This window comes from Nostocoides sp. (assembly GCF_035343835.1).
In the GTDB taxonomy this organism is placed as follows: Bacteria; Actinomycetota; Actinomycetes; order Actinomycetales; family Dermatophilaceae; genus Nostocoides_A; species Nostocoides_A vanveenii.
The window spans coordinates 18,979-40,388 of record NZ_DAOQZV010000002.1 but is presented as its reverse complement, the minus strand read 5'-3'; the positions used below and the strand labels follow the sequence as shown (position 1 = coordinate 40,388).

Below are 21,410 nucleotides of genomic sequence, written 5' to 3'. Positions count from 1 at the left end.
GGATCGCCGTCGTCGGCTCCGGCCCGGCCGGCCTCGCCGCCGCCAGCACGGCAGCCAGCCGCGGACACGCCGTCACGCTCTACGAGGCCGCCGACCGGATCGGCGGACAACTCACTGTCGCTCGCGAGATCCCCGGCAAGCAGGAGTTCGACGAGACCATGCGCTACTTCGCGCACGAGCTCGACCGGCACGGCGTCGACGTGCGCACCGGCGCCCGGGTCGGCGTGGCTGAGCTGGTGGACGCGGCATACGACGAGGTGATCCTGGCCACCGGTGTGACGCCCCGGATCCCCGAGATCGACGGACTCGATCATCCCAAGGTCTTGGGCTACCTGGACGTGCTGCGGGACAAGGCGCCCGTGGGGCAACGCGTGGCTGTCCTCGGCGCAGGCGGCATCGGCTTCGACGTCGCCGAGTTCCTCACCGACAGCGGCGCCGACCCCACCGACGTCGATGACTTCCTGCGGGTCTGGGGCATCGACCCTGAGCACCGAACCCCCGGCGGACTGGCCGAACCCGTGCGGGAGACTCCGCCCCGCGAGGTGACGCTGATGCAGCGCAAGGACAGCAAGCTCGGCGCCGGTCTGGGCAAGACGACGGGCTGGATCCACCGCACGGAGCTGAAGAACCGTGGCGTCCGCTTCGTCGCCGGCGTGACCTACGACCGCGTCGACGACGCGGGTCTGCATTTCCGGATCGGCGAGACCGAGCACGTGATCGACGTCGACAATGTCGTGCTCTGCACCGGGCAGGAGTCCGAGCGCACGCTGCTGGACGCTCTGCTCGATGCGGGCGTCTCCACCCACCTGATCGGCGGTGCCGATGTCGCGGCCGAGCTCGACGCCAAGCGGGCCATCGACCAGGGCACCCGCCTGGCCGCGTCCCTGTGATCCCCAGCCACTCGGGATGAGACAGGGCTGCCGCAGAAGGGGGCGGGCGGCATATGCTCCGCCTTCGTGACCGCGCTCCTTGCCCACGCCATGCCGCGTCGCCGACCATCGACTCCGGCGACACCGCCTGGCTTCTGACGTCGTCATCCTCGTGATCTGGACCCTCTTCGGCTACTCGCTCGCCTTCGGCGACGACACCGGACAGGGCCTGATCGGCAACCCGACGCAGTACGCCGGCCTGAGCCGCCTACTGACCGAGGCGGCCGACCAAGGCCACACCTATCCGACCATCCTGTTCGCGGTCTTCCAGGGCCTCTTCTGTGTGATCACCGGTGCGCTGATCTCCGGCGCCATCGCGGACCGCGCAAAGTTCACCTCGTGGCTGATCTATGTCGGGGCGTGGACAGTGCTCGTCTACGCGCCCGTCGCCCACTGGGTCTTCGACATCTCGCATGACGGGAACGTCGGAGGCTGGCTCGCCAACCGCATCGGCGTCATCGACTTCGCCGGCGGCACAGCGGTCGAGATTTGTTCCGGCGCATCGGGTTTGGCGTTAGCCGTCGTGCTGGGGCAACGCGTCGGATTCGGCAAGGATCCGATGCGTCCGCACAATTTGACCTATGTCATGCTCGGCGCCGGCCTGCTGTGGTTCGGGTGGTTCGGCTTCACTGCCGGCTCGGCGCTCGCTGCGGGGCATACGGCCGGGATCGTCTTCGCTACCCTCCTGCTGGCCGGCGCGACGGGCGTCGCCGGCTGGCTCATCGTCGAGCGCCTCCGCGACGGCGTGCTGACCTCCTTCGGTGCAGCGTCTGGCCTCGTCGGTGGGTTGGTCGCGATCACGCCCTCGTGCGGCTCGCTCTCGCCCATCGGAGCCATGGTCATGGGCGCGGTCGCCGGTGCGATCTGTTGCTGGGCGGTCGGCCTGAAGTACCGGTTCGGGTATGACGATTCCCTGGACGTCGTCGGCGTCCACCTCGTCGGCGGCATCGTCGGCACGCTCGGCATCGGCCTGCTCGCCACCAAGCCCGCCCCGACCGGCGTCGCCGGATTGCTGTATGGCGGGGGGTCACCCAGCTCGGTAAACAAGCCATGGGGGCCGGCGTCGTCCTCGCATTTGCGTTCACGATGTCCGGGTTGCTCGGGCTGCTCATCGAGAAGACCATCGGCTTCCGGATCACCAAGGACCACGAGGTGGGCGGCATCGACCTCGCTGCGCACGGGGAAACGGCATACGAACTGCACGCCACGGCTGCCGGCCGGGCCAGCGGGCATGGCCTGCTCGCCAATCTGACCACCCTCCGAGAGGACGACCTGTGAAACTGGTGACCGCCGTGATCAAACCGCATGCACTCGAGGACGTGCGCGCGGCGCTCACCGCGTTGGGCGTCGAAGGGATGACGATCGGCGAGGTCGCCGGCCACGGCCGGCAACGCGGGCACTCGGAGGTCTATCGCGGCGCCGAATATGTCGTCGACTTCGTGCCCAAGGTCCGCGTCGAGGTGCTAGCCGAGGATGACGACAGCGCGGACATCGTTCGGGCCATCGTCAGTGCCGCGCGCGGCGGCCGGATCGGCGACGGCAAGGTCTGGGTCGTGCCGGTCGAGTCGGTCGTCCGCGTCCGCACCGGGGAGACCGGCGAGGCCGCCATCTAGGGTCGCGGAGCAGCGACATACGATGATTGTGGGCGCTCAGCACGGCCCGGCCGGGTCGTGAGCCCAGCGGCAAGGAGGCAGCAATGCGATTGCGCGACAAGGTGTTCGTCGTGACCGGGGGCGGCAACGGGATCGGTCGTGAGGTGGTCCTCGCCCTTCTCGCCCGCGGCGCTCGGGTGGCGGCGGTGGACCTGCGCCACGAGGGCCTGGCCGAGACGACGGCACTGGCCGGGACCAATGCCAGCCGGCTCTCCACGCACCCGCTCGACGTCGCCGACCGTGCCGGCGTGGCCGCCCTGCCGGACGCCGTGATCGCGGCCCACGGGCAGGTCGACGGGCTGCTCAACATCGCCGGCATCATCCAGCGTTTCGTGCCGTTCGCCGAGTTGGACTATCTCGACATCGAGAAGGTGATGGACGTCAACTTCTGGGGCGTCGTCAACACCTGCAAGGCCTTTCTGCCCGTGCTCCTGACCCGGCCGGAAGCCGCGATCGTCAACGTCTCCAGCATGGGCGGCTTCGCGCCGGTGCCCGGCCAGACGATCTATGGCGCGAGCAAGGCTGCCGTGAAGTTGTTCACCGAGGGGCTGTATGCCGAGCTGCGCACGACCCCGGTCGCTGTCACCGTCGTCTTCCCCGGCGCCGTGTCGACGCACATCACCGAGAACAGCGGTGTTTCGATCCCCGGTGGCGAAGATGCGGCCGCCCAGGATCCGCCGATGCCGATGACATCGGCGGCCGACGCCGCGCAGCAGATCCTCAAGGGCCTGGAGAAGGGGAGCTATCGGGTCCTGGTCGGCAAGGACGCGCGCGGGCTCGATGCTCTGGCCCGCCTGGCCCCGCGGCGGGCCACCGAGTTGATCGCCAAGAAGATGGCGGCGCTGGTTCAGGGCTGACCAGGTGTCAACCGTCGCCGCGCAATCGGATGGTGATCGTGCCGGTGAGGGTGATCGTCTCCGGCGTATCGGCGTGCACGGTCAGGTCGCTCTCGATCCGCGCACCGTCCAGACCGTCGACGCGAGGTAGCTGCCGGTCGAGGGCGGCGACGGCAGAACTCGTGGTCGCTCCGACAGCGCTGGCGTGCGCCTCGACGAGCGCCCGCGCGTTGGTCACCGCCGACGCTCTCGGCGAGGCCACGACGCCGGCATCGGGCGCCCTGGCATCCAGGGCCACTCGCTCCCCATAGGCCGGCACGACTGCGGTCAGCTCGAGCTCTCTTTGGAGCCTTTTGGCGAACTGCTCGGCCGCCTTCTCCTCGCCATGGGTGACGAAGACCGTGATCGGCTGCGGGTCCAACTCGCGGACCCAGTCGATCAGGTCGGATGCGTCGCCATGCACAGAAAACTCCTGGTCGGCAACGATTTCCGCACGGACGGGGAGGTATTTGCCGTGCATTTTCAGTTGCGTGGCACCTTCCATGAGAGCTCGGCCACGGGTGCCGACGGCCTGGTAGCCAGTCAGGACGATGGTGTTGCGGGCATCGGGCAGCATCCGCTCCAGATGGTGCAGCACCCGCCCGCCGTTGACCATGCCCGAGGAGGAGATCACGATGCACGGGTCACGGTGGCGGCCGGCGGTCAGCGCCATCGACTCCTCGGCCGAGGCGACCAGATGGACGTTGTCCATGCGGGTGAACTCGCCGATGTCGATGTCCGGGCGCAGCTCCGCGGTCGCCCGTCGATAGACTTCCAGGGCCGCCGTCGCCATCGGGCTGTTGACATAGATCGGTAGGTACGCCGGGATCCGCCCGTCAGCGCGCAACTGGGCGAGGGTGCGCAGCACCACCTCGGTGCGGTCGATCGCGAATGCCGGGATGAGGACCGATCCTGCCCGGGCGGCCGTGCGCCGAATTGCGTCGGCCAGAGCCTCGTGCGCCAGGTTGGCCGGCTCGGGGTGTTCCCTATCGCCATAGGTCGACTCCATGACGACGTAGTCGGCCCCCGGAGGCTTGTCGCGCGGACGCAGGACCGGGTGGTCGTGGCGCCCGAGGTCGCCGGAGAAGACGATCGACGTATGCGGCGTGCGCACCGTCACCGAGGCCGAGCCGAGGACGTGGCCGGCCCGCGTGAAGACCACGCCGACCCCCTCGCCGAGGTCGACCCGCGTGTCGAAATCGACCGGGTGCAACAGGGGCAGGGTGCGTTCCACGTCTGCGCTGGTGTAGATCGGCAGTGGCGGCGTGTGCTTGGACCAGCCGCCCGCCGCCGCGTCCCGCGCCTCGCGCTCGGCGAGAAAGCCCGAGTCCCGCAACACGATTGCCGCAAGGGCGGCCGTGCCCGCGGTGCACCAGACGGGCCCGTCGAAACCGTTCTTGACCAGGGCCGGGAGGTAGCCGCAATGGTCCATGTGCGCATGGGTCAGCACGATGTCGGTCAGGGTGTCGGGAGGCACAGGGAAGTCCTCCCAGTTGCGCAGGCGCCACTGCTTCTCGCCCTGAAACATGCCTGCGTCTATCAGGATGCGGCGTTCGCCGAGTTGAAGGAGGTATTTCGACCCAGTCACGGTTCGGGCGGCGCCGAGGAAGGTCAGGGATTCGGCCGACATGGTGATGCTCCTTCGGCGGGGCCGCGGCGCCCTGCCTTCGTGAAGGCTATGCCCCCACCCGATCGGCGGCAGCAGAAGGTAACCCGGATAGCCTGGCGGCCCGCTTGGTGATCCGTGTCTCCGGTCGTCGCCGGGGCCGCGAGCGGAAGCAGAGAGGCTGGCCGATGAGTTCCGCAGGGGATGTCCACGCGATCACGTCACCGCTGGGTGGAACGGTCGTCGCGGTCCTGCGACATGCCGGCGACGTCGTCGCTGCCACGAGCACCGTCCTGGTAGTGGAGTCGATGAAGATGGAGCACCCGGTCGCCGCAGGGTTCGCCGGGACGCTGGTCCAGGTCTCGCCGGCCGTCGGCGACCAGGTCCGCGTTGACGACGTCCTCGCCACGGTGGCTGCGACGGATCACGTGGTGCCCCACACCGACGCTACGACTGACGATACGGACCTCGACCACATCCGACGTGACCTGGCGGCCGTGCTCGAGCGAAAGGCCTTCACCCTTGACGCGTCGCGGCCCGAGGCGGTGACCAAACGGCATACGGGCGGGCATCGAACGGCCCGCGAGAATATCGCCGCGCTCACGGAGCCGGGGAGTTTCGTGGAGTACGGGAGCCTTCCCGTTGCGGCGCAACGAGGCCGTCGCGAACTGGAGGAACTCATTGCGATGACTCCGGCTGACGGCATCGTCACCGGCATCGGGCGCATCGGCGCCCAGGCGCAGCAGCGGGCCGAGTGCCTTGTGCTCGCCTACGACTACACGGTGCTCGCCGGGACGCAGGGCTACTTCAACCACAAGAAGACCGACCGCGCGTTGCGGATCGCGCGCGCCCAGGGCCTGCCCGTCGTCCTGCTGGCCGAGGGCGGCGGCGGCCGGCCGGGTGACGTCGATGCCACGCACATCGTGGCCAGCGGACTGGATGTAGAGACTTTCGCCAGCATGGCCCGCCTGAGCGGACGGGTGCCCACCGTTGCGGTCGTCACCGGCCGGTGCTTCGCCGGCAATGCGGCCCTCGCCGGCGTGTGCGACGTGCTGATCGCCACCCGTGACTCGACCATCGGGATGGCCGGGCCGGCGATGGTCGAGGGCGGCGGCTTGGGCAGGTTCGCGGCCGAGGAGATCGGCCCGATGTCGGTCCAGACACGCAATGGCGTGGTCGATGTCGTGGTGGATGACGACGAGGCCGCGATGGCCGCCGCTCGTGACTACTTGAGCTACTTCCAAGGGGCGCAAGGAGATTGGCGAGCCGGTGACCAGCGCCGCTTGCGGCATCTCGTGCCCGAGAAGCGCAAGACTCCGTATGACGTGCGGGCCGTCGTCCGCGCCCTCGCCGACGAGGACGCCGTCTTCGAGTTGCGTGCCGCCTTCGCCCCCGGAGCGATCACGGCGCTTGTGCGCATTGAGGGCGTGCCAATGGGTCTGATCGCCAACAACCCCGGGCACCTCGGCGGGGCGATCGACTCGGACGCCGCCGACAAGCTGGCCCGCTTCCTGCAACTGTGCGATGCCCACGGACTGCCCATCGTCTCGCTCTGTGACACACCGGGTTTCATGGTAGGACCGGACGCCGAGCGCACCGGATCGGTGCGGCACGTGAGCCGCCTGTTCGTCATTGGGGCCAACCTGCGCGTGCCGGTCGTGACGGTCGTGCTGCGCAAGGCCTACGGCCTTGGCGCCCAGGCGATGGCCGGCGGTGGTTTCCGCGAGACGGCCGCGACCCTCGCCTGGCCGACGGGCGAGGTTGGGGCGATGGGACTCGAGGGCGCCGTCCGGCTCGGCTATGCCACAGAACTCGCGGCGCTCACCGACGACGATGCGCGTGCGAGGCGTTTCGACGAACTGGTGGAGCGGGCATACGAGCAGGGACGTGCCATCAACGCGGCCATGCTGGGCGAGATCGACGAGGTCATCGATCCGGCGGAGACGCGTGACCGGATCCGGACAGCCCTGGCGGGCAAAGCGATCGACGCGAACCGCGCCCATCGCTTTGTCGACACCTGGTGATTCCAGGCCCTAGCGTTTTCGCATGGGGACGATCGCGCTGATGATTCTCGCGGCGCTGATCATCGGCTATTCCAAGACCGCCCTCGGTGGCCTGGCCGTGGTCAGTGTCGCGATATTTGCCGCGATCCTCCCGGCCAAGGAGTCGACCGCCGCGATCCTGACCCTCCTGATCGTCGGGGATGTCATCGCCTGCTGGCACTATCGCCGCGACGGTGACTGGTCGCTGATCCGCCGCCTGCTGCCCGCCATCGTCGTCGGCCTGGCGCTCGGGTCGGCCTTCCTGCGAATCGTCGACGACCACACGCTCAAACTCAGCATCGGGATCGTCATCCTCGTGCTCGTCGCGATCCAGCTGTGGCTCAAAACCCGCGCGGGTGAGCTGATGAGCACGGCCCACGAGCACCCGGTAGCGGCCTGGAGCGCGGGTACCGGGGTCGGCTTCACGACGATGACGGCCAACGCGGCCGGTGCGGTCATGGCGCTGTATCTCTCGGCGGCGGGGATCGAGAAGCGCCGTTTCGTCGGGACGAACGCGTGGTTCTTCTTGATCGTCAACCTGATCAAGGTGCCTTTCTCGGTCGGGCTCGGCCTGATGCATTGGCGCGACCTCGGCCGGGCCGCTGCCTTGTCCCCGGCGATCCTCATCGGCGCGCTCCTCGGCTACGCGACGATCAAACGGATCAGCCAGGCGCACTTCGACATCGCCGTCCTGCTTACCTCGGCGGTCGCCGCCGCCGGCCTCCTCCTGCGCGCCTAGGCGGCCCACGATCGTGTCGTATGCCTGATTCTCACCGATTCCTTAGAGTCACCTAGCGATCGCGATCGTGGTCGCCAACGCTCGTTACGGCATACGGGGGTGGGTATGATCTCTTCGAGATTTGACCACCGAAAGGGAGGCGAGCGTGGAACTCGACCCCGAAGAGATGCAGTCGGTCCTCAAGCGGCTCAAGCGCGCCCAGGGGCAGATCGGCGGGATCATCAAGATGATTGAGGACGGCCGTGAGTGCCGCGACATCGTCACCCAGATGGCTGCCGTCTCCAAGGCGCTGGACCGAGCCGGCTTCGCGGTGATCGCCCTCGGCCTGCGCCAGTGCATCACCGACCCCGCCGGACATGAGATGGATGTCGACGCGATGGAGAAGCTCTTCCTTTCCCTCGCGTGATGGCCGCGGTTCGTCAGAGGTCGGGCGTCTCCAGATAGCCGTCGGCCGAAGCGGCATGGATGGCCTCGAAGGGAGACCGGACCTCTCTGCCGAGCTCCTGATACTTCTTGCAGATCCGGTTGAAGTAGGTCACGACCGTGGAGAGTTCGACCTGCGGATCCATCTGGTGGCCGATGGCCTTGCGCGGCACTCCGCTTGCCAACAGGCGCAAGGCCTGCAGTTCACGCGGCGCGAGGCGCGGGACCATCACTTCGTCGTTGGCCAGCACAAACGCCAAGTCACCCGACACCGCGAAATCCCCCGCGTAGGCCGTTCGGATCACCTCGACCATCCGCTCGACCGGGTCGGCCTTGAGGATCACGCCCCGCGCACCTGCCGCCACGGCCGATCTGATCGGAACCGGGCGAATCTCCGACGTCAGCACGATCGGCCTGATCCCTAGTGCCGCGGCCCACGCGATGCCTTCCGCGGGATCGCTGTCATCGGAAAGGTGTAGGTCGTAAAGCACGATGTCGGGCGGTGCGGCGAGGCTGACGACCAAGGCATTGAGTTGAGCGCGTGAGGACGCCGAGCCGAGCCAATCGATGCCGGCGGCCTGCTGTGTGAGCGCCGCGGCGATACCCATCAAGATGAGCGGATGGTCGTCGATCGCGACCAAACTTATGGGCTTTGTCGACATCGGACTCCCTGGCTCGGGCGACAGCAATTGTGGTCTAGGCCAATCCAATGTGGGCGCAAGCGACACGACCAGTCCTTCCTTTTGGGGTCAGCGGTTGCACGGAAGCCGTTGCTCCCCGGGTGCCCCGAGGACGGTGAGAATCAGCAGTTCGTCGTCATTGCGCAGGCTGACGAGTTCCTCGAGGTGCGCTGTGCGCAGGGCCGCCAGTTGGCCCTTGGCGGCCGAGGCGCTGGGCAGGATGAGCACGATCCGGGCGGGCTGGGGATCGTCGTCGAAGCTCGCGTGCCACGTCGCGCGGACCAGGCTGCCGTCCGGCACTGTTGGCAGCGTGGTCATCAAGACCTTGCGCAGATCGACCACTTGAGCGTCCGGCATGCGGGAGGCAATCGCGAGTTCGACGCGAACTCCGCGGCGCCGGGTCTGATCCAGAAGGGCGGCCAACGGGCCGTCCACAACGCGACGGGCGACGAGCAGGTCACGCACGGCGGCTTCGAGACGAACCGCGGCCGACCTCTCCTCGCGGGTCAAGGGACCCCGGACGATCACCCGGAGCATGGGGATGACGGCGGCCCCGAGGGCCTCGCGGCGCTCCTCGGCAGCCATGGCGCGGGCTTCCAGCGCCAACTCCGCGCGACGCGCCTCGAAGGTGGCCCTGGCCAGCCTGGCGATCCGGTTGCGGGCGCGGCCTAGACCGCGGCGCAGGACGGCACCCAGGACGGCATACATGAGCAGTTGGGTAGCCGAGTCGGAGATCGCCGAGATGCTTGGCTGCCGTCCGCTCGCCAACACGACGAGCGCGATCACCGGCGGGACCAGTAGGGCCGTCACGAGTGCGACCCGCCCGCTGAAGCGGAACGCGAGCACGGCGATCACGCCGTCCAGGGCGCCGACGAACCACCACTGCCAGTCCGGCCGCATCGGGTCGCCGACGGTCGTCGCGAGCGCGCCGACGATGACCAGTGCGCCCACGCAAATGCCCCATTGAACCCAGCGCGTATGCGGCGCTCGCCAGGTGACGAACAGCAGGCCGAGAATGGCCGCCGTGCCGGCGATCACCGCCACCACAACGCTCGTCCGGCCGTAGTGCGCAGCGCCGATGACGCCATGACATATCGTGGCGGCCGCGGCGAAGAGCACCACGAGGCCGAATGCCGAACGATCCATCCGGGCGGGAGGCAGTGTGGGTGCCGCGCTGGCACGCGGGACCGAGATGACCACCCGAGTTCCCTGTCCGGGGACCGAGGTGATGTGCGCGTGGCCTCCCACGCCCTCGATGCGGGCCCGGATACTCGTGTCCATACCGGTGGATCGTCCGGTGTCCTCGGTAATGTCGAAGCCCCTCCCTGGGTCGCTGATACTGACCCGAGCCAGGCGCGGGGTAAAGCGGGCGTGGACGACGGCAACCCGTTTACCCGAGTGACGCGCCACATTCCGCAAGGCCTCGAGCGTGGCATCCGTGATCGCTTCACCCGCGTTGTCGTTGGTCCACGCCCCGTGGGTGCGTGTCTCCACGCGCAAGCCGAGACGCTCGCCGGCCGCCGCGATGATCCCGGCCCAGGTTTCTTGCGGGCGATCCTGGGGATCCCCGTGCGCGGGTTCCAAATCCGCAATGGCGCTCGCTGCCACCCCCGCAGCGGTCCCGTCGTCCGGCCCGCGGGCGGCCAGCAACAAGGCCGCGAGCACGCGGTCGTGGACGATGGCATCCATCCGAATGCGCTCGCTTTCGCGCATCCGTTCCGTGGCCGCGACCTCGTGGAACTGCCACAGGTCGGTCGTCGCCGCGCTGATCGATCTGGCCGACCGCCGCAACGCCTCGATCGCCGTGATCGCGGCGAGGCAGGTGAGCAGGAAGAGCGCGGCTTCGGCCAACGACTGAACCGTTGACATTCTCTGATGCACCCGCGAAATCGCCACCCCGGCAGCTGCCAGGACCGCAAGCGCGAGATAGGGCCGGTCCGGCAGGCTCACCGCCCCCGCGACCAGGCCGACGATCATGATGTGCCAAACCGGGGGGTACTCGACACTGGGGCGCAATGGACCGAGCAGCCAGGGCTGGATGAGCAACATGACGAGCGCCAGCAGGCTCAGCACCCGGACCGGCCGGCGATCTAGCGGACGACGCATGGTCCCCTCGATCAGCCAACCGGTGGCGAGGGCGAAGACGAACAGCGCTGCGGCGTTCGGAGCGAGGGCGTACTGTGCGTCCAGGGTCAGCAAGTCGATCAGGCCGACGACACACGCGACCAGCGCCGCCGCAGCGGCACCACGCAGCATCGAGATGCTCAAATCGTCCAGCGCTCGGCCCATATGGTCAGACTGGCCGGGTAGGCACCTGCCGTCCTAGGTGTGCAGCCGTCTTGTCAAAGTAGTGTCAAGAGTGGGCACATCGCTCAGTCCGCGCAGCAGGTCGTTCAGGTGCGTGCAGGTCGACGGGCCGAAGAATTCGAGGGAGACCCACTGGCGCAGAGCGGTGAGTGGATGGCCGATGGCCCTGCTGCCACTTGCCGCTCCAGCCGGACATTCTCGGTGCGGCAGAACGTGCGGCGTGATGCCGAGCGCGCTGACCACCCGGCCGTCGCAGCTGGTCATCCGCGCCGAGTACTCGTGCAGAATGCGCACCTCACCATGCACATCGACAAAGGTGTCGCGGAAGGCGACTTCGGCGTGCAGGGTGGATGGGTCGCTGTCGTCGCGCCGGACATCGAGTCGGCGGGCCCGCCGCATGCCCCCGATCGGCAGCGGCCGGGTCGTATGACTGCCCACCGGATCGTCCGCATAGAGGTCAGGCGCCGGTGGAGTCCAGTCGGGCGCCGGCGGTATGCCGGTGCGCTCCAGTCGCCGTGCGGCGTCCGAGTCGCGAGCCCAGCCGATGCACACATCGAGGCGGCGGGCGACCGGAGACCTCGTCGCCCGTTCCGCACCGGCAGCCGGGTCGGGAGCGACGCGCCGCGTGAAGCCGCTGATCACGACCCCACCCGCGACGTCGTCGAGCAAGAGGTGCAGGGGCGACCCGGCGTCATACTCTTCCGGAAGGACCCGGTAGACGCACGTCCGGAAACCCGCGGCAACGCTGCGGCCAACCAGAGCCGGGGCGCGATCGGCATACGGATGCAGGCTGGCCTTGGCGACGCGCCGGTCGGGACCGATGTGCAGGCTCAGCAGGCCGGATGCGACAACCGCGGCCGACCCGTCGCGCCGCGTGACCAGGTCGCGGGCTCGGCCGGACATGACCAGCGCGCCGTCATCGCCCGGGAGGAGGTCCAGACTGGTCGTGCGTCGGATCGAGCCGAGTCGGCGCGCCGGTGCCCGCTCGGTCGGCCCGGCCAGTTGGATCACGGCGCGCCCCCAAGACCCCTCAGCCGACCCGGACCCGGGCGTTACGGAACATCCGTAGCCAGGGGCTCTCCTGCGCCGGCGGGCCGTCGGTCCACGACAGCTGAACATTGCGCTGGACGCGCTCGGGGTGAGGCATCATCGCGGTGAAGCGGCCGTCCGGGGTGGTCACCGCGGTCAGGCCGCCCGGGGAGCCGTTGGGGTTGCCGGGGTAGGTGCCCGCGACGGCGCCGGTGGCGTCGACGAAGCGGAGGGAACGGCATACGGCACTCTCGTCGCCCCGGGCGGCAAAGTCGGCGAAACCTTCGCCATGGGCAACGGCGATCGGCAGGCGGGAGCCGGCCATACCGGTGAAGAAGACCGACGGGGAGTCGAGGACCTCGACGAGGGAGAGTCGTGCTTCATACTGCTCGGAGCGGTTGCGGGTGAAGCGCGGCCAGGCGTCGGCGCCGGGGATGAGATCGGCGACGGCGGCGAACATCTGGCAGCCATTGCAGATGCCCAGGCCGAAGGTGTCGGGCCGGTGGAAAAAGTCGTGGAAGGCGTCGGTCAGCTCGGGGTGGAAGAGCACCGAGCGGGCCCAGCCCTCACCGGCGCCGAGCGTGTCTCCATAGGAGAAGCCGCCGCAGGCGACCAGGCCGGTGAAGTCGCCCAAGTTCGCCCGCCCGGTCATCAGGTCGGTCATGTGCACGTCGTAGGCGTCGAAGCCCGCCCTGTCGAAGGCGAACGCCGTCTCGACGTGGCTGTTGACGCCCTGCTCACGCAGGATGGCGACCTTGGGCCGGGCGCCGAGATTGAGATAGGGCGCGGCGATGTCGTCGGACGGGTCGAAGGTGGGCGCGACGATGAGCCGGGTGGCTGGGTCGCCGAGCCGGGCGAGGCTCGCGTGCTCCTCGTCGGCCCACTCGGGGTTGTCGCGCAGTGCGCTGATCCGCCACGACACCTCGTCCCAGGCGAGTGCCAGGTCCGCGAGCGGCTCGTCGATGAGGGGCTGGCCCGCTGCGGTGACACGGACGCGGGCGTCGGCGCTCGTGTCGGGAGCGAGGTCTGTCGTGGCCCCGCCGAGGAGGTGGGTCAGATCGCCGAGACCGTGGTCGGTGAGCACGGCCAAGGCTGCGCGCACCCCCTCGGGCCGTATGCCGAGCAGCACCCCGAGTTCTTCGGCAAACAGCGCGCGCGTGGTCGCCGCCCGGTCATCGGGCACCGTGAGGGACGCGAGGTCGATGTTCGCCCCGGTGCCGCCGGCGAATGCCATCTCGCACAGGGCGGCCCACAGGCCGCCGTCGGATCGGTCGTGGTAGGCGACCAGAAGGCCCTTGTCCCGCAACGCATTGACCGCGTCGATGAGTGCGACCAGACGCGCTGGGTCGTCGAGATCGGGGACGTCGGCACCGAAAGCACCCTGGGTCTGGGCGAGGATCGACCCACCGATCCGGTTGCGACCGGCGCCGAGGTCGACAAGAAGGAGGGCGCTGTGTGCGGGCAGGGCGGGAGTCAGGGTGCCGCGGACGTCGTCCAGGGTCGCGAAGGCCGTCACCACGAGCGAGACCGGGGACGTGACCTGACGGCTCTCCCCGCTCGCAGGGTCGGTCCACTTGGTCCGCATCGACAATGAGTCCTTGCCGACGGGCACGCCGATCCCTAGCGCGGGGCACAACTCCATGGCCACTGCCTGCACCGTGTCGCAGAGCGCCGCGTCCTCCCCTGGCTCGCCGCACGCGGCCATCCAGTTGCAGGAGAGCTTGATTCGCGTACGTTCGATGGGGGCGGCGAGCAGATTGGTCAGGGCCTCTCCGACCGCCATCCGCCCGGAGGCCGGCGCGTCGAGCGCGGCCAGCGGCATCCGTTCCCCGCTGGCCATCGCCTCGCCGGCGAAGCCGGCGTGGTCGGCCAGGGTGACCGCGACATCGGCCACCGGCACCTGCCAGGGACCGGCCATCTGGTCGCGATGCGTCAGGCCGCCGACCGTCCGGTCGGCGATGGTGATCAGGAAGCGCTTGCTCGCGACGCTGGGGTGGCGAAGGACGGCGTAGGCCGCGTCCCGGATGTCCACTCCGCTGGCATCGAAGTCGTCCCCGGCTCGGGCGATGCGGGTGACGTCGCGGGTCATCCGCGGCGGCTTGCCGAGCAGCACCTCCATCGGCATGTCGACCGCGAACTCCTCGCCGGGCTCGCCCTCCACGTCATAGCTGAGTTGCAGCTTCCCGTGCGAACGGGCAACTCCCACAACGCCATAGGGGCAACGCTCGCGCTCGGCGAGCCGCTGGAAGCGCGGGAAGTCCGCGGGGGCGATGGCCAGGACGTAGCGCTCCTGGCTCTCGTTGGACCACAACTCCTTGGGCGAGAGGCCACTCTCGGCGGCCGGCACGGAGTTGAGGTCGAAGCGTGCGCCGAGCCCGGCGCCGTCGACCAATTCGGGGAAGGCATTGGACAGCCCGCCCGCGCCGACGTCATGGATCGCCAAGATCGGGTTGGCGGCGCCGAGCGACCAGCAATGGTTGATGACCTCCTGGGCGCGCCGCTCCATCTCGGGATTGCCACGTTGGACGGAGTCGAAGTCGAGGTGCTCGGCATTCGCGCCGGCGGCCATCGAGGAAGCCGCCCCACCGCCCATCCCGATCCTCATCCCGGGCCCGCCGAGTTGCACCAGGAGGGTCCCATCGGGGAAGGCAACCTTCTCGGTCTGGTCGGCGTCGATCGAGCCCAGACCCCCGGCGCTCATGATCGGCTTGTGATAGCCGCGGTGCACGCCGTCGACGGTTTGCTCGAAGACGCGGAAGAAGCCGCCGAGTCCCGGCCGCCCGAACTCGTTGTTGAAGGCAGCTGCACCCAGCGGCGCCTCGATCATGATGTCCAGTGGGGTGGCGATGTGACCAGGTGCGCCGAATGCTTCGCTCTCCCAAGCCTCTTCGGCTCCGGGGATGCGCAGGTCGGAGACGGCGAAACCGGTCAGCCCGGCCTTGGGCTGGGACCCGCGGCCCGTTGCCCCCTCGTCGCGGATCTCGCCGCCCGCGCCGGTGGCGGCACCGGGGAAGGGCGAGATGGCGGTCGGATGGTTGTGCGTCTCAACCTTCATCAGCACGTGAACCTCCCCGTCGCGCCCTGCATACCGGCTCGGGGCGTCCGGCACGCCCTCGGGCAGCCAGCGCAAGCGCACCGACCCGGCCATGATCGAGGCATTGTCCTTGTAGGCCACGATCGTCCCGGCGCCAGCGACCTCCTCGGTGTGCCGGATCATCCCGAAGAGCGATCGCGGCTGCGCCTGTCCGTCGATGACAAAGTCGGCATTGAAGATCTTGTGCCGGCAGTGCTCGGAGTTGGCCTGGGCGAACATCGTCAACTCAACATCGGTTGGGTTGCGCCCGAGTCCGGTGAAGGCCGTGACGAGATAGTCGATCTCGTCGTCAGACAGGGCGAGCCCGTATGCCGCGTCCGCCGCCGCTAGCGCCTCCCGCCCGGCGCCGAGGACGTCGACGTACTCCATCGGTTGGGCCGAGCGAGCCGCGAAAAGCGCTGCGGCAGCGTCCAACCCGGGCAAGGCGCTCTCGGTCATCCGGTCGTGCAAAAGTACAGCACATGCGGCCCACTCCTGCTCGGTCAGCTGCCGCCCGGTCAGGACGTACTCGGTGACCCGCTCGACGCGGTGGATCGCGATGCCGCAGTTGCGCGCGATATCGGTGGCCTTGCTCGACCACGGAGAGATGGTCCCGAGACGGGGGGTGACGACGACGAGAGTTCCCTCGTCGGCGCGGGGGCCGGCATACGGCGGACCATAGGTGAGCAGGCGGCCGACGCGATCGCGCTCGGCGCCCGTCAGCGCCGCTTCGGTGGCGACCACGTGAACATGCCGAGCCGCGAGGCCGCTGACGCCTGGCGCGACGGCTTGCACGCGCGCAAGCAGGCCGCGGGCCCGGAAATCGGAGAGCGCGCTGCCGCCCTCGAAGATCGTCAGGGCTTCGTCGCGGAGCCCGGCTGCTGACATTGATTCGCTTCTCTCCGTGGGGAACTCAGGCCTCGATGACGACTGGGATGATCATCGGCCGGCGACGGATCTTGCGGCCGACCCAACTGCCGACCGAGCGACGGATCACCTGCTGCAGTGCATAGATGTCACGTGTCCCGGAGCTTGTGGCCTCGTCGAGCACTCGCTCGAGTTGCGGGCGGATGTCCTCGAAGATCTCGGCGTCCTCGACAAAGCCGCGCGCGGTGATCTCGGGGCCGCCGATGACCTTGCCGGTGTCGGAGTCGATGACGACGATGATCGAGATGAAGCCCTCGTCGCGCAGGATGCGGCGATCCTTCAGCAGGGCGTCGTCCGCGGCCCCGACCGAGGAGCCGTCGACATAGACATAGCCGCACGGCACGGCGCCGGCAATCTTGATCCTGCCCTTGTAAAGATCGACGGCGATGCCGTCCTCCACGACAGCCACGTGGTCGCGGCCCACCCCGGTGGCGATGGCGAGTTCGCCATTGGCCACCAGGTGGCGCCACTCGCCGTGCACCGGCATGACATTGCGCGGCTGGACAAGGTTGTAGACATAGAGCAACTCACCCGCGGCGGCGTGCCCGGAGACGTGGACGCGGGCATTGCCCTTGTGAATCACATTGGCGCCCAAGCGCATCAGGCCGTTGATCACCCGATAGACCGCGTTCTCGTTGCCCGGGATCAGGGAGGAGGCGAGCAGCACAGTGTCGCCTGGGCCGACGTCGATCTGGTGCTCGCGATTGGCCATCCGCGACAAGGCTGCCATCGGCTCGCCCTGCGACCCGGTGCAGATGAGCACGACTTGACGGTCGGCGAGCTGGTCGAGTTTCTTGACGTCGACGACCACGCCCTCGGGGATGTGGAGGTAGCCGAGGTCGGCGGCGATCCCCATATTCCGGACCATGGACCGGCCCATGAAGGCGACCTTGCGGCCGGCCTTCTCCGCGGCGTTGAGCACCTGCTGGACGCGATGGACGTGCGAGGAGAAGCAGGCGACGATGATCCGCCGTTCGGCGTGCCGGAAGACCTTGTCGATCGCGGAGGAGATCTCCCGCTCCGGGCTGACGAATCCGGGAACCTCGGCGTTCGTGGAGTCGGTGAGGAAGAGGTCGACGCCCTCCTCGCCCAACCGCGCGAAGGCTCGCAGGTCGGTCAGCCGGCCGTCCAGCGGCAGCTGGTCCATCTTGAAATCGCCCGTATGCAGCACGGTCCCCCCGGGCGTGCGCATCGCGACCGCGAGGGCGTCGGGGATGGAGTGGTTGACCGCGACGAACTCGCAGTCGAAGACCCCGAGTTGCTCGCGCTGGCCGGCGCTGACGGTGAGCGAATAGGGCGTGATCCGATGTTCCTTGAGCTTGGCCTCGATCAGCGCAAGGGTCAGCTGACTTCCGATCAGGGGGATGTCGGGCTTCAGGCGCAGCAGATAGGGCACCCCGCCGATGTGGTCCTCGTGGCCATGGGTCAGCACGATCGCCTGGACGTCATCGAGCCGGTCGGCGATGGACTCGAAGTCCGGCAGGATCAGGTCGATGCCCGGGTGACTGTCGTCGGGGAAAAGCACACCGCAGTCGATGACGAGCAGTTGGCCGGCGTGCTCGACGACCGTCATATTGCGGCCGATCTCGCCGAGGCCGCCGAGCGGGGTCACCCGGACACCCCCCCGACGCAGCGGCGCGGGCAGGCCGAGCTCGGGATGCGGGTGGATCACGACAGGTCGGTCAGGGCGAGGGCCGCGCGCAAGATCTCTAGGTGCTCCGGCGGGGACTCGACATAGGGCAGGCGGACCGTGGCGTGCTCGATGATCCCGAGCTCCGTCAAAGCGGCCTTGGCCATGATCGCACCCTGGCTGGTCGTCATGAGCGCATCGACGATGGGCAGCAGGTCGAGATGGATGCGGCGGGCGGTCGCGAGGTCACCGGCGTCAACCGCGGTGACCATGTCGGCATACCGGCGACCGGCGATATGGCCGACGACGCTGACGATGCCGGTAGCGCCCTGGGCGAGGTAAGGCAAGTTGACCTCGTCCGCGCCGGAGAACCACAGCAGGTCGGTGGCGGCCATGACGTGAGTGGCCGCCCACAGGTCGCCCTTGGCGTCCTTGACGCCGCGAATGTTCGGGTGTTCGGCCAAGGCGATCAGGGTCTCGGTGGCGAACGGTATGCCCGTGCGACCGGGAATGTCGTAGAGCAGCACCGGCAGATCGGTCGCGTCGGCGACGGCCCGGCAGTGCGCGAGGACGCCGGCCTGGGTGGGCTTGTTGTAGTACGGGGTGACGAGGAGCAGCGCATCGGCGCCCGCGTCCCGGGCGAGCTTGGCCATCTCAACGGCGTGCCGGGTGTCATTGCTACCGACTCCGGCGACGACCTGTGCCTGCTCCCCCGCGGCCTCGATGACCCACTCGACCATCTCCATCGACTCGGCCGAGGTCAAGGTGGCCGACTCACCGGTCGTGCCGTTGACGACGATCCCGTCGTGCCCGGTCGCGAGCAGGTGTTCGACGACCGCTTTGGTGCCGACCGGGTCCAACTCACCATCGGGCGTCATCGGGGACACCATCGCGGTCAGGACCCGGCCGAAGGGGGAAGTCGTCATAGCTCCAGGGTAGGCGCTTCCCCGGCGGCACCCGGCGAAGGCGGCACGATGCGGACCGGCCGGTGCCCACGAGTGGGCTAACGGCATACGGTGATCGCCATGACCGACGTGATCGTGACCGACAACCCCGATGACAAGCGCTTCGAGGTGCACGTCGACGGTGTGCTCGCCGGCTTCGCCGACTACATCCGCACCGACGAGCTGATGGTGTTCACCCACACCGAGGTCGACCCGGCGTTCGAGGGCAAGGGGGTCGGCTCCGCGCTGGCGCGGTTTGCCCTCGACGCCGTGCGGGCCGAGGGCACGCACAAGGTGAAGCCGCAGTGCCCGTTCATCAAGGCGTGGATCGCCAAGCATCCCGACTACATTCCCCTCGTCTATGGGTGAACCGCCCTTCGACGCGGCCGCCGTTCTCGGGCAGTTGTGCGCCGTGATCGACGCGCACGACTGGGCCGGATTGCCCACCTGCTCGATGCGACCTTCAGCTGCACCCTCGTCCACACCGCAGAGACCTTCTGATCGAGCTGACCGAGGTGTGGACGGACGTCGACCAGGCGCCGGCGGAGGGGACGCGGCCGGGGTGAGCCACGGCATACGCTGATCGGTATGCCGCACAACGAGTTCGGACAGCCGATCGGACCTGCGGTGCCCGGGTGGACGCCGCGGCCGGCGATCGAGCCGGTGACGCTGACCGGGCGGCACGTCCGGCTGGAACCGCTGACGCAGGCGCACGCCGGTCTGCTCTATGCGCCGATGGTCACCGAGAGCGACCCGCGCATCTGGACCTACTACCCCCACCCATCCCGGATGGCCTGGCCCGAGTTCGGGGCGTATGTCGCCGGCCTCCTGGACCTGCCCGCCGCCGTGCCGCTCGCCGTCCGCGGACCGGACGGCGCGGGGCTTGGGGTCGCGTGCTACCTACGGATCGATCCGGCCAATGGGTCGGCCGAGGTCGGCGGCATCGTCTATGCATCGGCGCTGCAGCGCACGACGGCCGCGACCGAGGCGATGGTGCTGATGATGCAGCACGTCTTCGACGACCTGGGTTATCGGCGCTACGAGTGGAAGTGCGACAGCCTGAACGAGCCGTCACGCGCCGCGGCCGCGCGGCTCGGGTTCACCTACGAGGGCCGCTTCCGGCAGGCGGTGGTCTACAAGGAGCGCAACCGGGACACCGACTGGTTCTCGATCACCGACGCCGAATGGCCGGCGCTGCGATCGGCCTATGCCGCGTGGCTGGACCGCGCGAACTTCGATGACGCCGGGCGCCAGGTGCGGACCCTGGAGCAGATCCGCGCGGCGACGGGAGGCTGACGATTCCCTCGTCTAGCCAAATCTAAGTTCCGGCGCAGAATCGCTCAGACAGCGATAGGGGCCTTGATGCTCGGGTGCGCCTGATAGCCGATCAGCTCTATGTCGCCCAGGTCGTAGGCGTCGATGGATGCGCGCGGCGTCAGGCGCAGCGTCGGCAGCGGATAGGGCTCACGGGTCAGTTGCTCGCGGGCCTGATCGAGGTGGTTGAGATAGAGGTGGGCGTCCCCGAGGGTGTGGACGAAGTCGCCCACCTCCAGGCCGGTCTGCTGCGCGACGAGGTGCGTGAGCAGGGCATACGAGGCGATGTTGAACGGCACACCGAGGAAGATGTCGGCCGAGCGCTGGTAGAGCTGGCACGAGAGCCGGCCCTCGGCGACGTGGAACTGGAAGAGCGCGTGGCATGGTGGCAACGCCATCTGATCGACGTCGGCGACATTCCACGCCGAGACGATGTGCCGCCGGCTGTTGGGGTTGCGCCGGATGGCTTCGATCACCGCGGCGATCTGGTCGACATGGCGCCCATCCGGCGTGGGCCAGGAGCGCCACTGATAGCCGTAGACCGGCCCGAGATTGCCGTCGGCATCGGCCCATTCGTCCCAGATGGTGATCCCGCGCTCGTGCAGCCAGCCGATAGTGGTGTCGCCGCGTAGGAACCACAGCAACTCGCCGAAGATCGAGCGCAGGTGCAACCGCTTGGTGGTCACCACCGGGAAGCCGGCGCTTAAGTCGAAGCGCATCTGATGCCCGAAAAGCCCCAGCGTGCCCGTGCCGGTTCGGTCCGACCGCTCGACGCCGTCGTCCAGCACGCGCTGGATCAGATCGAGGTATGCCTGCATGCCCCGGAGCGTAGTCGGGTTACCCGCGAGCGCGCCCCACCGTGCGGCGGGGCCGGGCCCGTAGCCAATCCACCATTTGTCACGGCGAGGATCGGGACAATGCCATGACCATCCCGCCAGCGCCCGAGGAGCACCGCCATGCAGCATCTGCCCAACCTCGGCCCGATCGGCGAACTCGACGTTGTCGAGTGGATCAGGGCACGCCGGCCGAGTCCCTGGCCGCCCTGCGCGGCCGGGTGATCGCGATTGAGGCCTTCTAGATGCTCTGCCCCGGGTACGTTCTGACGGCATCTCCCAGGCCATCCGCTTAAGTCAGACCTTTGGCGAGGACGTGGTGGTGCTCGGGCTGCATACCGTCTTCGAGCATCACGAGGCGATGCAGCCGGTGTCCTTACGCGCCTACCTCCACGAGTTCCGGGTGC

At 68.7% G+C, this 21,410-nt stretch carries 17 protein-coding genes and 1 pseudogene; 10 read left to right on the top strand and 8 right to left on the bottom strand.

Annotated elements, in window-relative coordinates; translation table 11 throughout:
- From PKH97_RS00505 to PKH97_RS00485, 5 genes and pseudogenes are all read left to right on the top strand, one after another.
- Positions 1–890 (top strand): FAD/NAD(P)-binding oxidoreductase (locus PKH97_RS00505; protein WP_324385433.1); only part of this gene is annotated, 890 nt, incomplete at its 5' end.
- 151 nt (positions 891–1,041) lie between these two features.
- A pseudogene (locus PKH97_RS00500) lies at positions 1,042–1,896 on the top strand (ammonium transporter); the annotation flags it as partial.
- An 83-nt stretch (positions 1,897–1,979) separates the two neighbouring features.
- Complete coding sequence (locus PKH97_RS00495; protein ID WP_324385432.1) at positions 1,980–2,207, top strand: hypothetical protein; 228 nt, start codon at positions 1,980–1,982, stop codon at positions 2,205–2,207.
- On the top strand, positions 2,204–2,542 hold the full coding sequence (locus PKH97_RS00490) for a P-II family nitrogen regulator (RefSeq protein WP_324385431.1): 339 nt from the start codon (positions 2,204–2,206) through the stop codon (positions 2,540–2,542). Before PKH97_RS00495 ends, PKH97_RS00490 begins: the two co-directional genes overlap by 4 nt.
- An 83-nt stretch (positions 2,543–2,625) precedes the next feature.
- On the top strand, positions 2,626–3,438 hold the full coding sequence (locus PKH97_RS00485) for an SDR family oxidoreductase (RefSeq protein ID WP_324385430.1): 813 nt from the start codon (positions 2,626–2,628) through the stop codon (positions 3,436–3,438).
- A gap of 7 nt (positions 3,439–3,445) precedes the next feature.
- Here PKH97_RS00485 and PKH97_RS00480 read toward each other — a convergent pair whose 3' ends face one another.
- Entirely contained in the window at positions 3,446–5,086 is a 1,641-nt protein-coding gene (locus tag PKH97_RS00480; RefSeq protein ID WP_324385429.1) for an MBL fold metallo-hydrolase, read from the bottom strand.
- Between the two features lie 164 nt (positions 5,087–5,250).
- Here PKH97_RS00480 and PKH97_RS00475 point away from each other — a divergent pair, with 164 nt between their 5' ends.
- The 3 genes from PKH97_RS00475 (at position 5,251) to PKH97_RS00465 (ending at position 8,249) form a co-directional block, all read left to right on the top strand.
- A complete protein-coding gene (locus PKH97_RS00475; RefSeq protein ID WP_324385428.1) occupies positions 5,251–7,086 on the top strand; it encodes a carboxyl transferase domain-containing protein in 1,836 nt (611 codons plus the stop codon).
- 22 nt (positions 7,087–7,108) lie between these two features.
- Positions 7,109–7,843, top strand: a complete 735-nt coding sequence (locus tag PKH97_RS00470; protein WP_324385427.1) for a sulfite exporter TauE/SafE family protein — start codon at positions 7,109–7,111, stop codon at positions 7,841–7,843.
- Positions 7,844–7,988: 145 nt separating this feature from the next.
- Positions 7,989–8,249: a metal-sensitive transcriptional regulator gene (locus tag PKH97_RS00465; protein ID WP_324385426.1), complete on the top strand. Its 261-nt coding sequence runs from the start codon at positions 7,989–7,991 to the stop codon at positions 8,247–8,249.
- Between the two features lie 13 nt (positions 8,250–8,262).
- On the opposite strand, the gene PKH97_RS00460 is transcribed toward PKH97_RS00465, so the two are convergent.
- The 6 genes from PKH97_RS00460 to dapA form a co-directional block, all read right to left on the bottom strand.
- A complete protein-coding gene (locus tag PKH97_RS00460) occupies positions 8,263–8,928 on the bottom strand; it encodes a response regulator transcription factor (RefSeq protein WP_324385425.1) in 666 nt (221 codons plus the stop codon).
- Between the two features lie 87 nt (positions 8,929–9,015).
- A complete protein-coding gene (locus tag PKH97_RS00455; RefSeq protein WP_324385424.1) occupies positions 9,016–11,235 on the bottom strand; it encodes a hypothetical protein in 2,220 nt (739 codons plus the stop codon).
- A 33-nt stretch (positions 11,236–11,268) separates the two neighbouring features.
- The gene (locus PKH97_RS00450) at positions 11,269–12,264 is read right to left on the bottom strand and encodes a DUF2889 domain-containing protein (RefSeq protein ID WP_324385423.1); all 996 of its coding nucleotides are present in this window, start codon (positions 12,262–12,264) and stop codon (positions 11,269–11,271) included.
- 19 nt (positions 12,265–12,283) lie between these two features.
- Positions 12,284–16,243 (bottom strand): phosphoribosylformylglycinamidine synthase, encoded by a 3,960-nt coding sequence (purL, locus tag PKH97_RS00445; protein ID WP_324385422.1) that lies wholly within the window; start codon positions 16,241–16,243, stop codon positions 12,284–12,286.
- Positions 16,244–16,268: 25 nt separating this feature from the next.
- Complete coding sequence (locus tag PKH97_RS00440; RefSeq protein ID WP_324385421.1) at positions 16,269–17,954, bottom strand: ribonuclease J; 1,686 nt, start codon at positions 17,952–17,954, stop codon at positions 16,269–16,271.
- The gene (gene dapA / locus PKH97_RS00435; RefSeq protein ID WP_324385420.1) at positions 17,951–18,838 is read right to left on the bottom strand and encodes a 4-hydroxy-tetrahydrodipicolinate synthase; all 888 of its coding nucleotides are present in this window, start codon (positions 18,836–18,838) and stop codon (positions 17,951–17,953) included. Before dapA ends, PKH97_RS00440 begins: the two co-directional genes overlap by 4 nt.
- Before the next feature lie 99 nt (positions 18,839–18,937).
- Here dapA and PKH97_RS00430 point away from each other — a divergent pair, with 99 nt between their 5' ends.
- Positions 18,938–19,225 carry a GNAT family N-acetyltransferase gene (locus PKH97_RS00430; RefSeq protein ID WP_324385419.1) on the top strand — a complete coding sequence of 96 codons (288 nt, stop codon included), beginning with the start codon at positions 18,938–18,940 and terminating at the stop codon, positions 19,223–19,225.
- Between the two features lie 219 nt (positions 19,226–19,444).
- Positions 19,445–20,152 carry a GNAT family protein gene (locus tag PKH97_RS00425; protein ID WP_324385418.1) on the top strand — a complete coding sequence of 236 codons (708 nt, stop codon included), beginning with the start codon at positions 19,445–19,447 and terminating at the stop codon, positions 20,150–20,152.
- Positions 20,153–20,196: 44 nt separating this feature from the next.
- Here PKH97_RS00425 and PKH97_RS00420 read toward each other — a convergent pair whose 3' ends face one another.
- Positions 20,197–20,988, bottom strand: coding sequence for a thymidylate synthase (locus PKH97_RS00420; protein WP_324385417.1), 792 nt, complete (start codon positions 20,986–20,988; stop codon positions 20,197–20,199).
- Between the last annotated feature and the right edge of the window lie 422 nt (positions 20,989–21,410).

Bases quoted from the DNA above. Each gene is read 5' to 3' on its own strand.
- PKH97_RS00460 (WP_324385425.1), bottom strand. From the start codon at position 8,928: ATGTCGACAAAGCCCATAAGTTTGGTCGCGATCGACGACCATCCGCTC.
- PKH97_RS00470 (WP_324385427.1), top strand. From the start codon at position 7,109: ATGGGGACGATCGCGCTGATGATTCTCGCGGCGCTGATCATCGGCTAT.
- PKH97_RS00425 (WP_324385418.1), top strand. From the start codon at position 19,445: ATGCCGCACAACGAGTTCGGACAGCCGATCGGACCTGCGGTGCCCGGG.
- PKH97_RS00455 (WP_324385424.1), bottom strand. From the start codon at position 11,235: ATGGGCCGAGCGCTGGACGATTTGAGCATCTCGATGCTGCGTGGTGCC.
- PKH97_RS00420 (WP_324385417.1), bottom strand. From the start codon at position 20,988: ATGCAGGCATACCTCGATCTGATCCAGCGCGTGCTGGACGACGGCGTC.
- PKH97_RS00430 (WP_324385419.1), top strand. From the start codon at position 18,938: ATGACCGACGTGATCGTGACCGACAACCCCGATGACAAGCGCTTCGAG.
- dapA (WP_324385420.1), bottom strand. From the start codon at position 18,838: ATGACGACTTCCCCCTTCGGCCGGGTCCTGACCGCGATGGTGTCCCCG.
- purL (WP_324385422.1), bottom strand. From the start codon at position 16,243: ATGTCAGCAGCCGGGCTCCGCGACGAAGCCCTGACGATCTTCGAGGGC.
- PKH97_RS00475 (WP_324385428.1), top strand. From the start codon at position 5,251: ATGAGTTCCGCAGGGGATGTCCACGCGATCACGTCACCGCTGGGTGGA.
- PKH97_RS00480 (WP_324385429.1), bottom strand. From the start codon at position 5,086: ATGTCGGCCGAATCCCTGACCTTCCTCGGCGCCGCCCGAACCGTGACT.
- PKH97_RS00495 (WP_324385432.1), top strand. From the start codon at position 1,980: ATGGGGGCCGGCGTCGTCCTCGCATTTGCGTTCACGATGTCCGGGTTG.
- PKH97_RS00485 (WP_324385430.1), top strand. From the start codon at position 2,626: ATGCGATTGCGCGACAAGGTGTTCGTCGTGACCGGGGGCGGCAACGGG.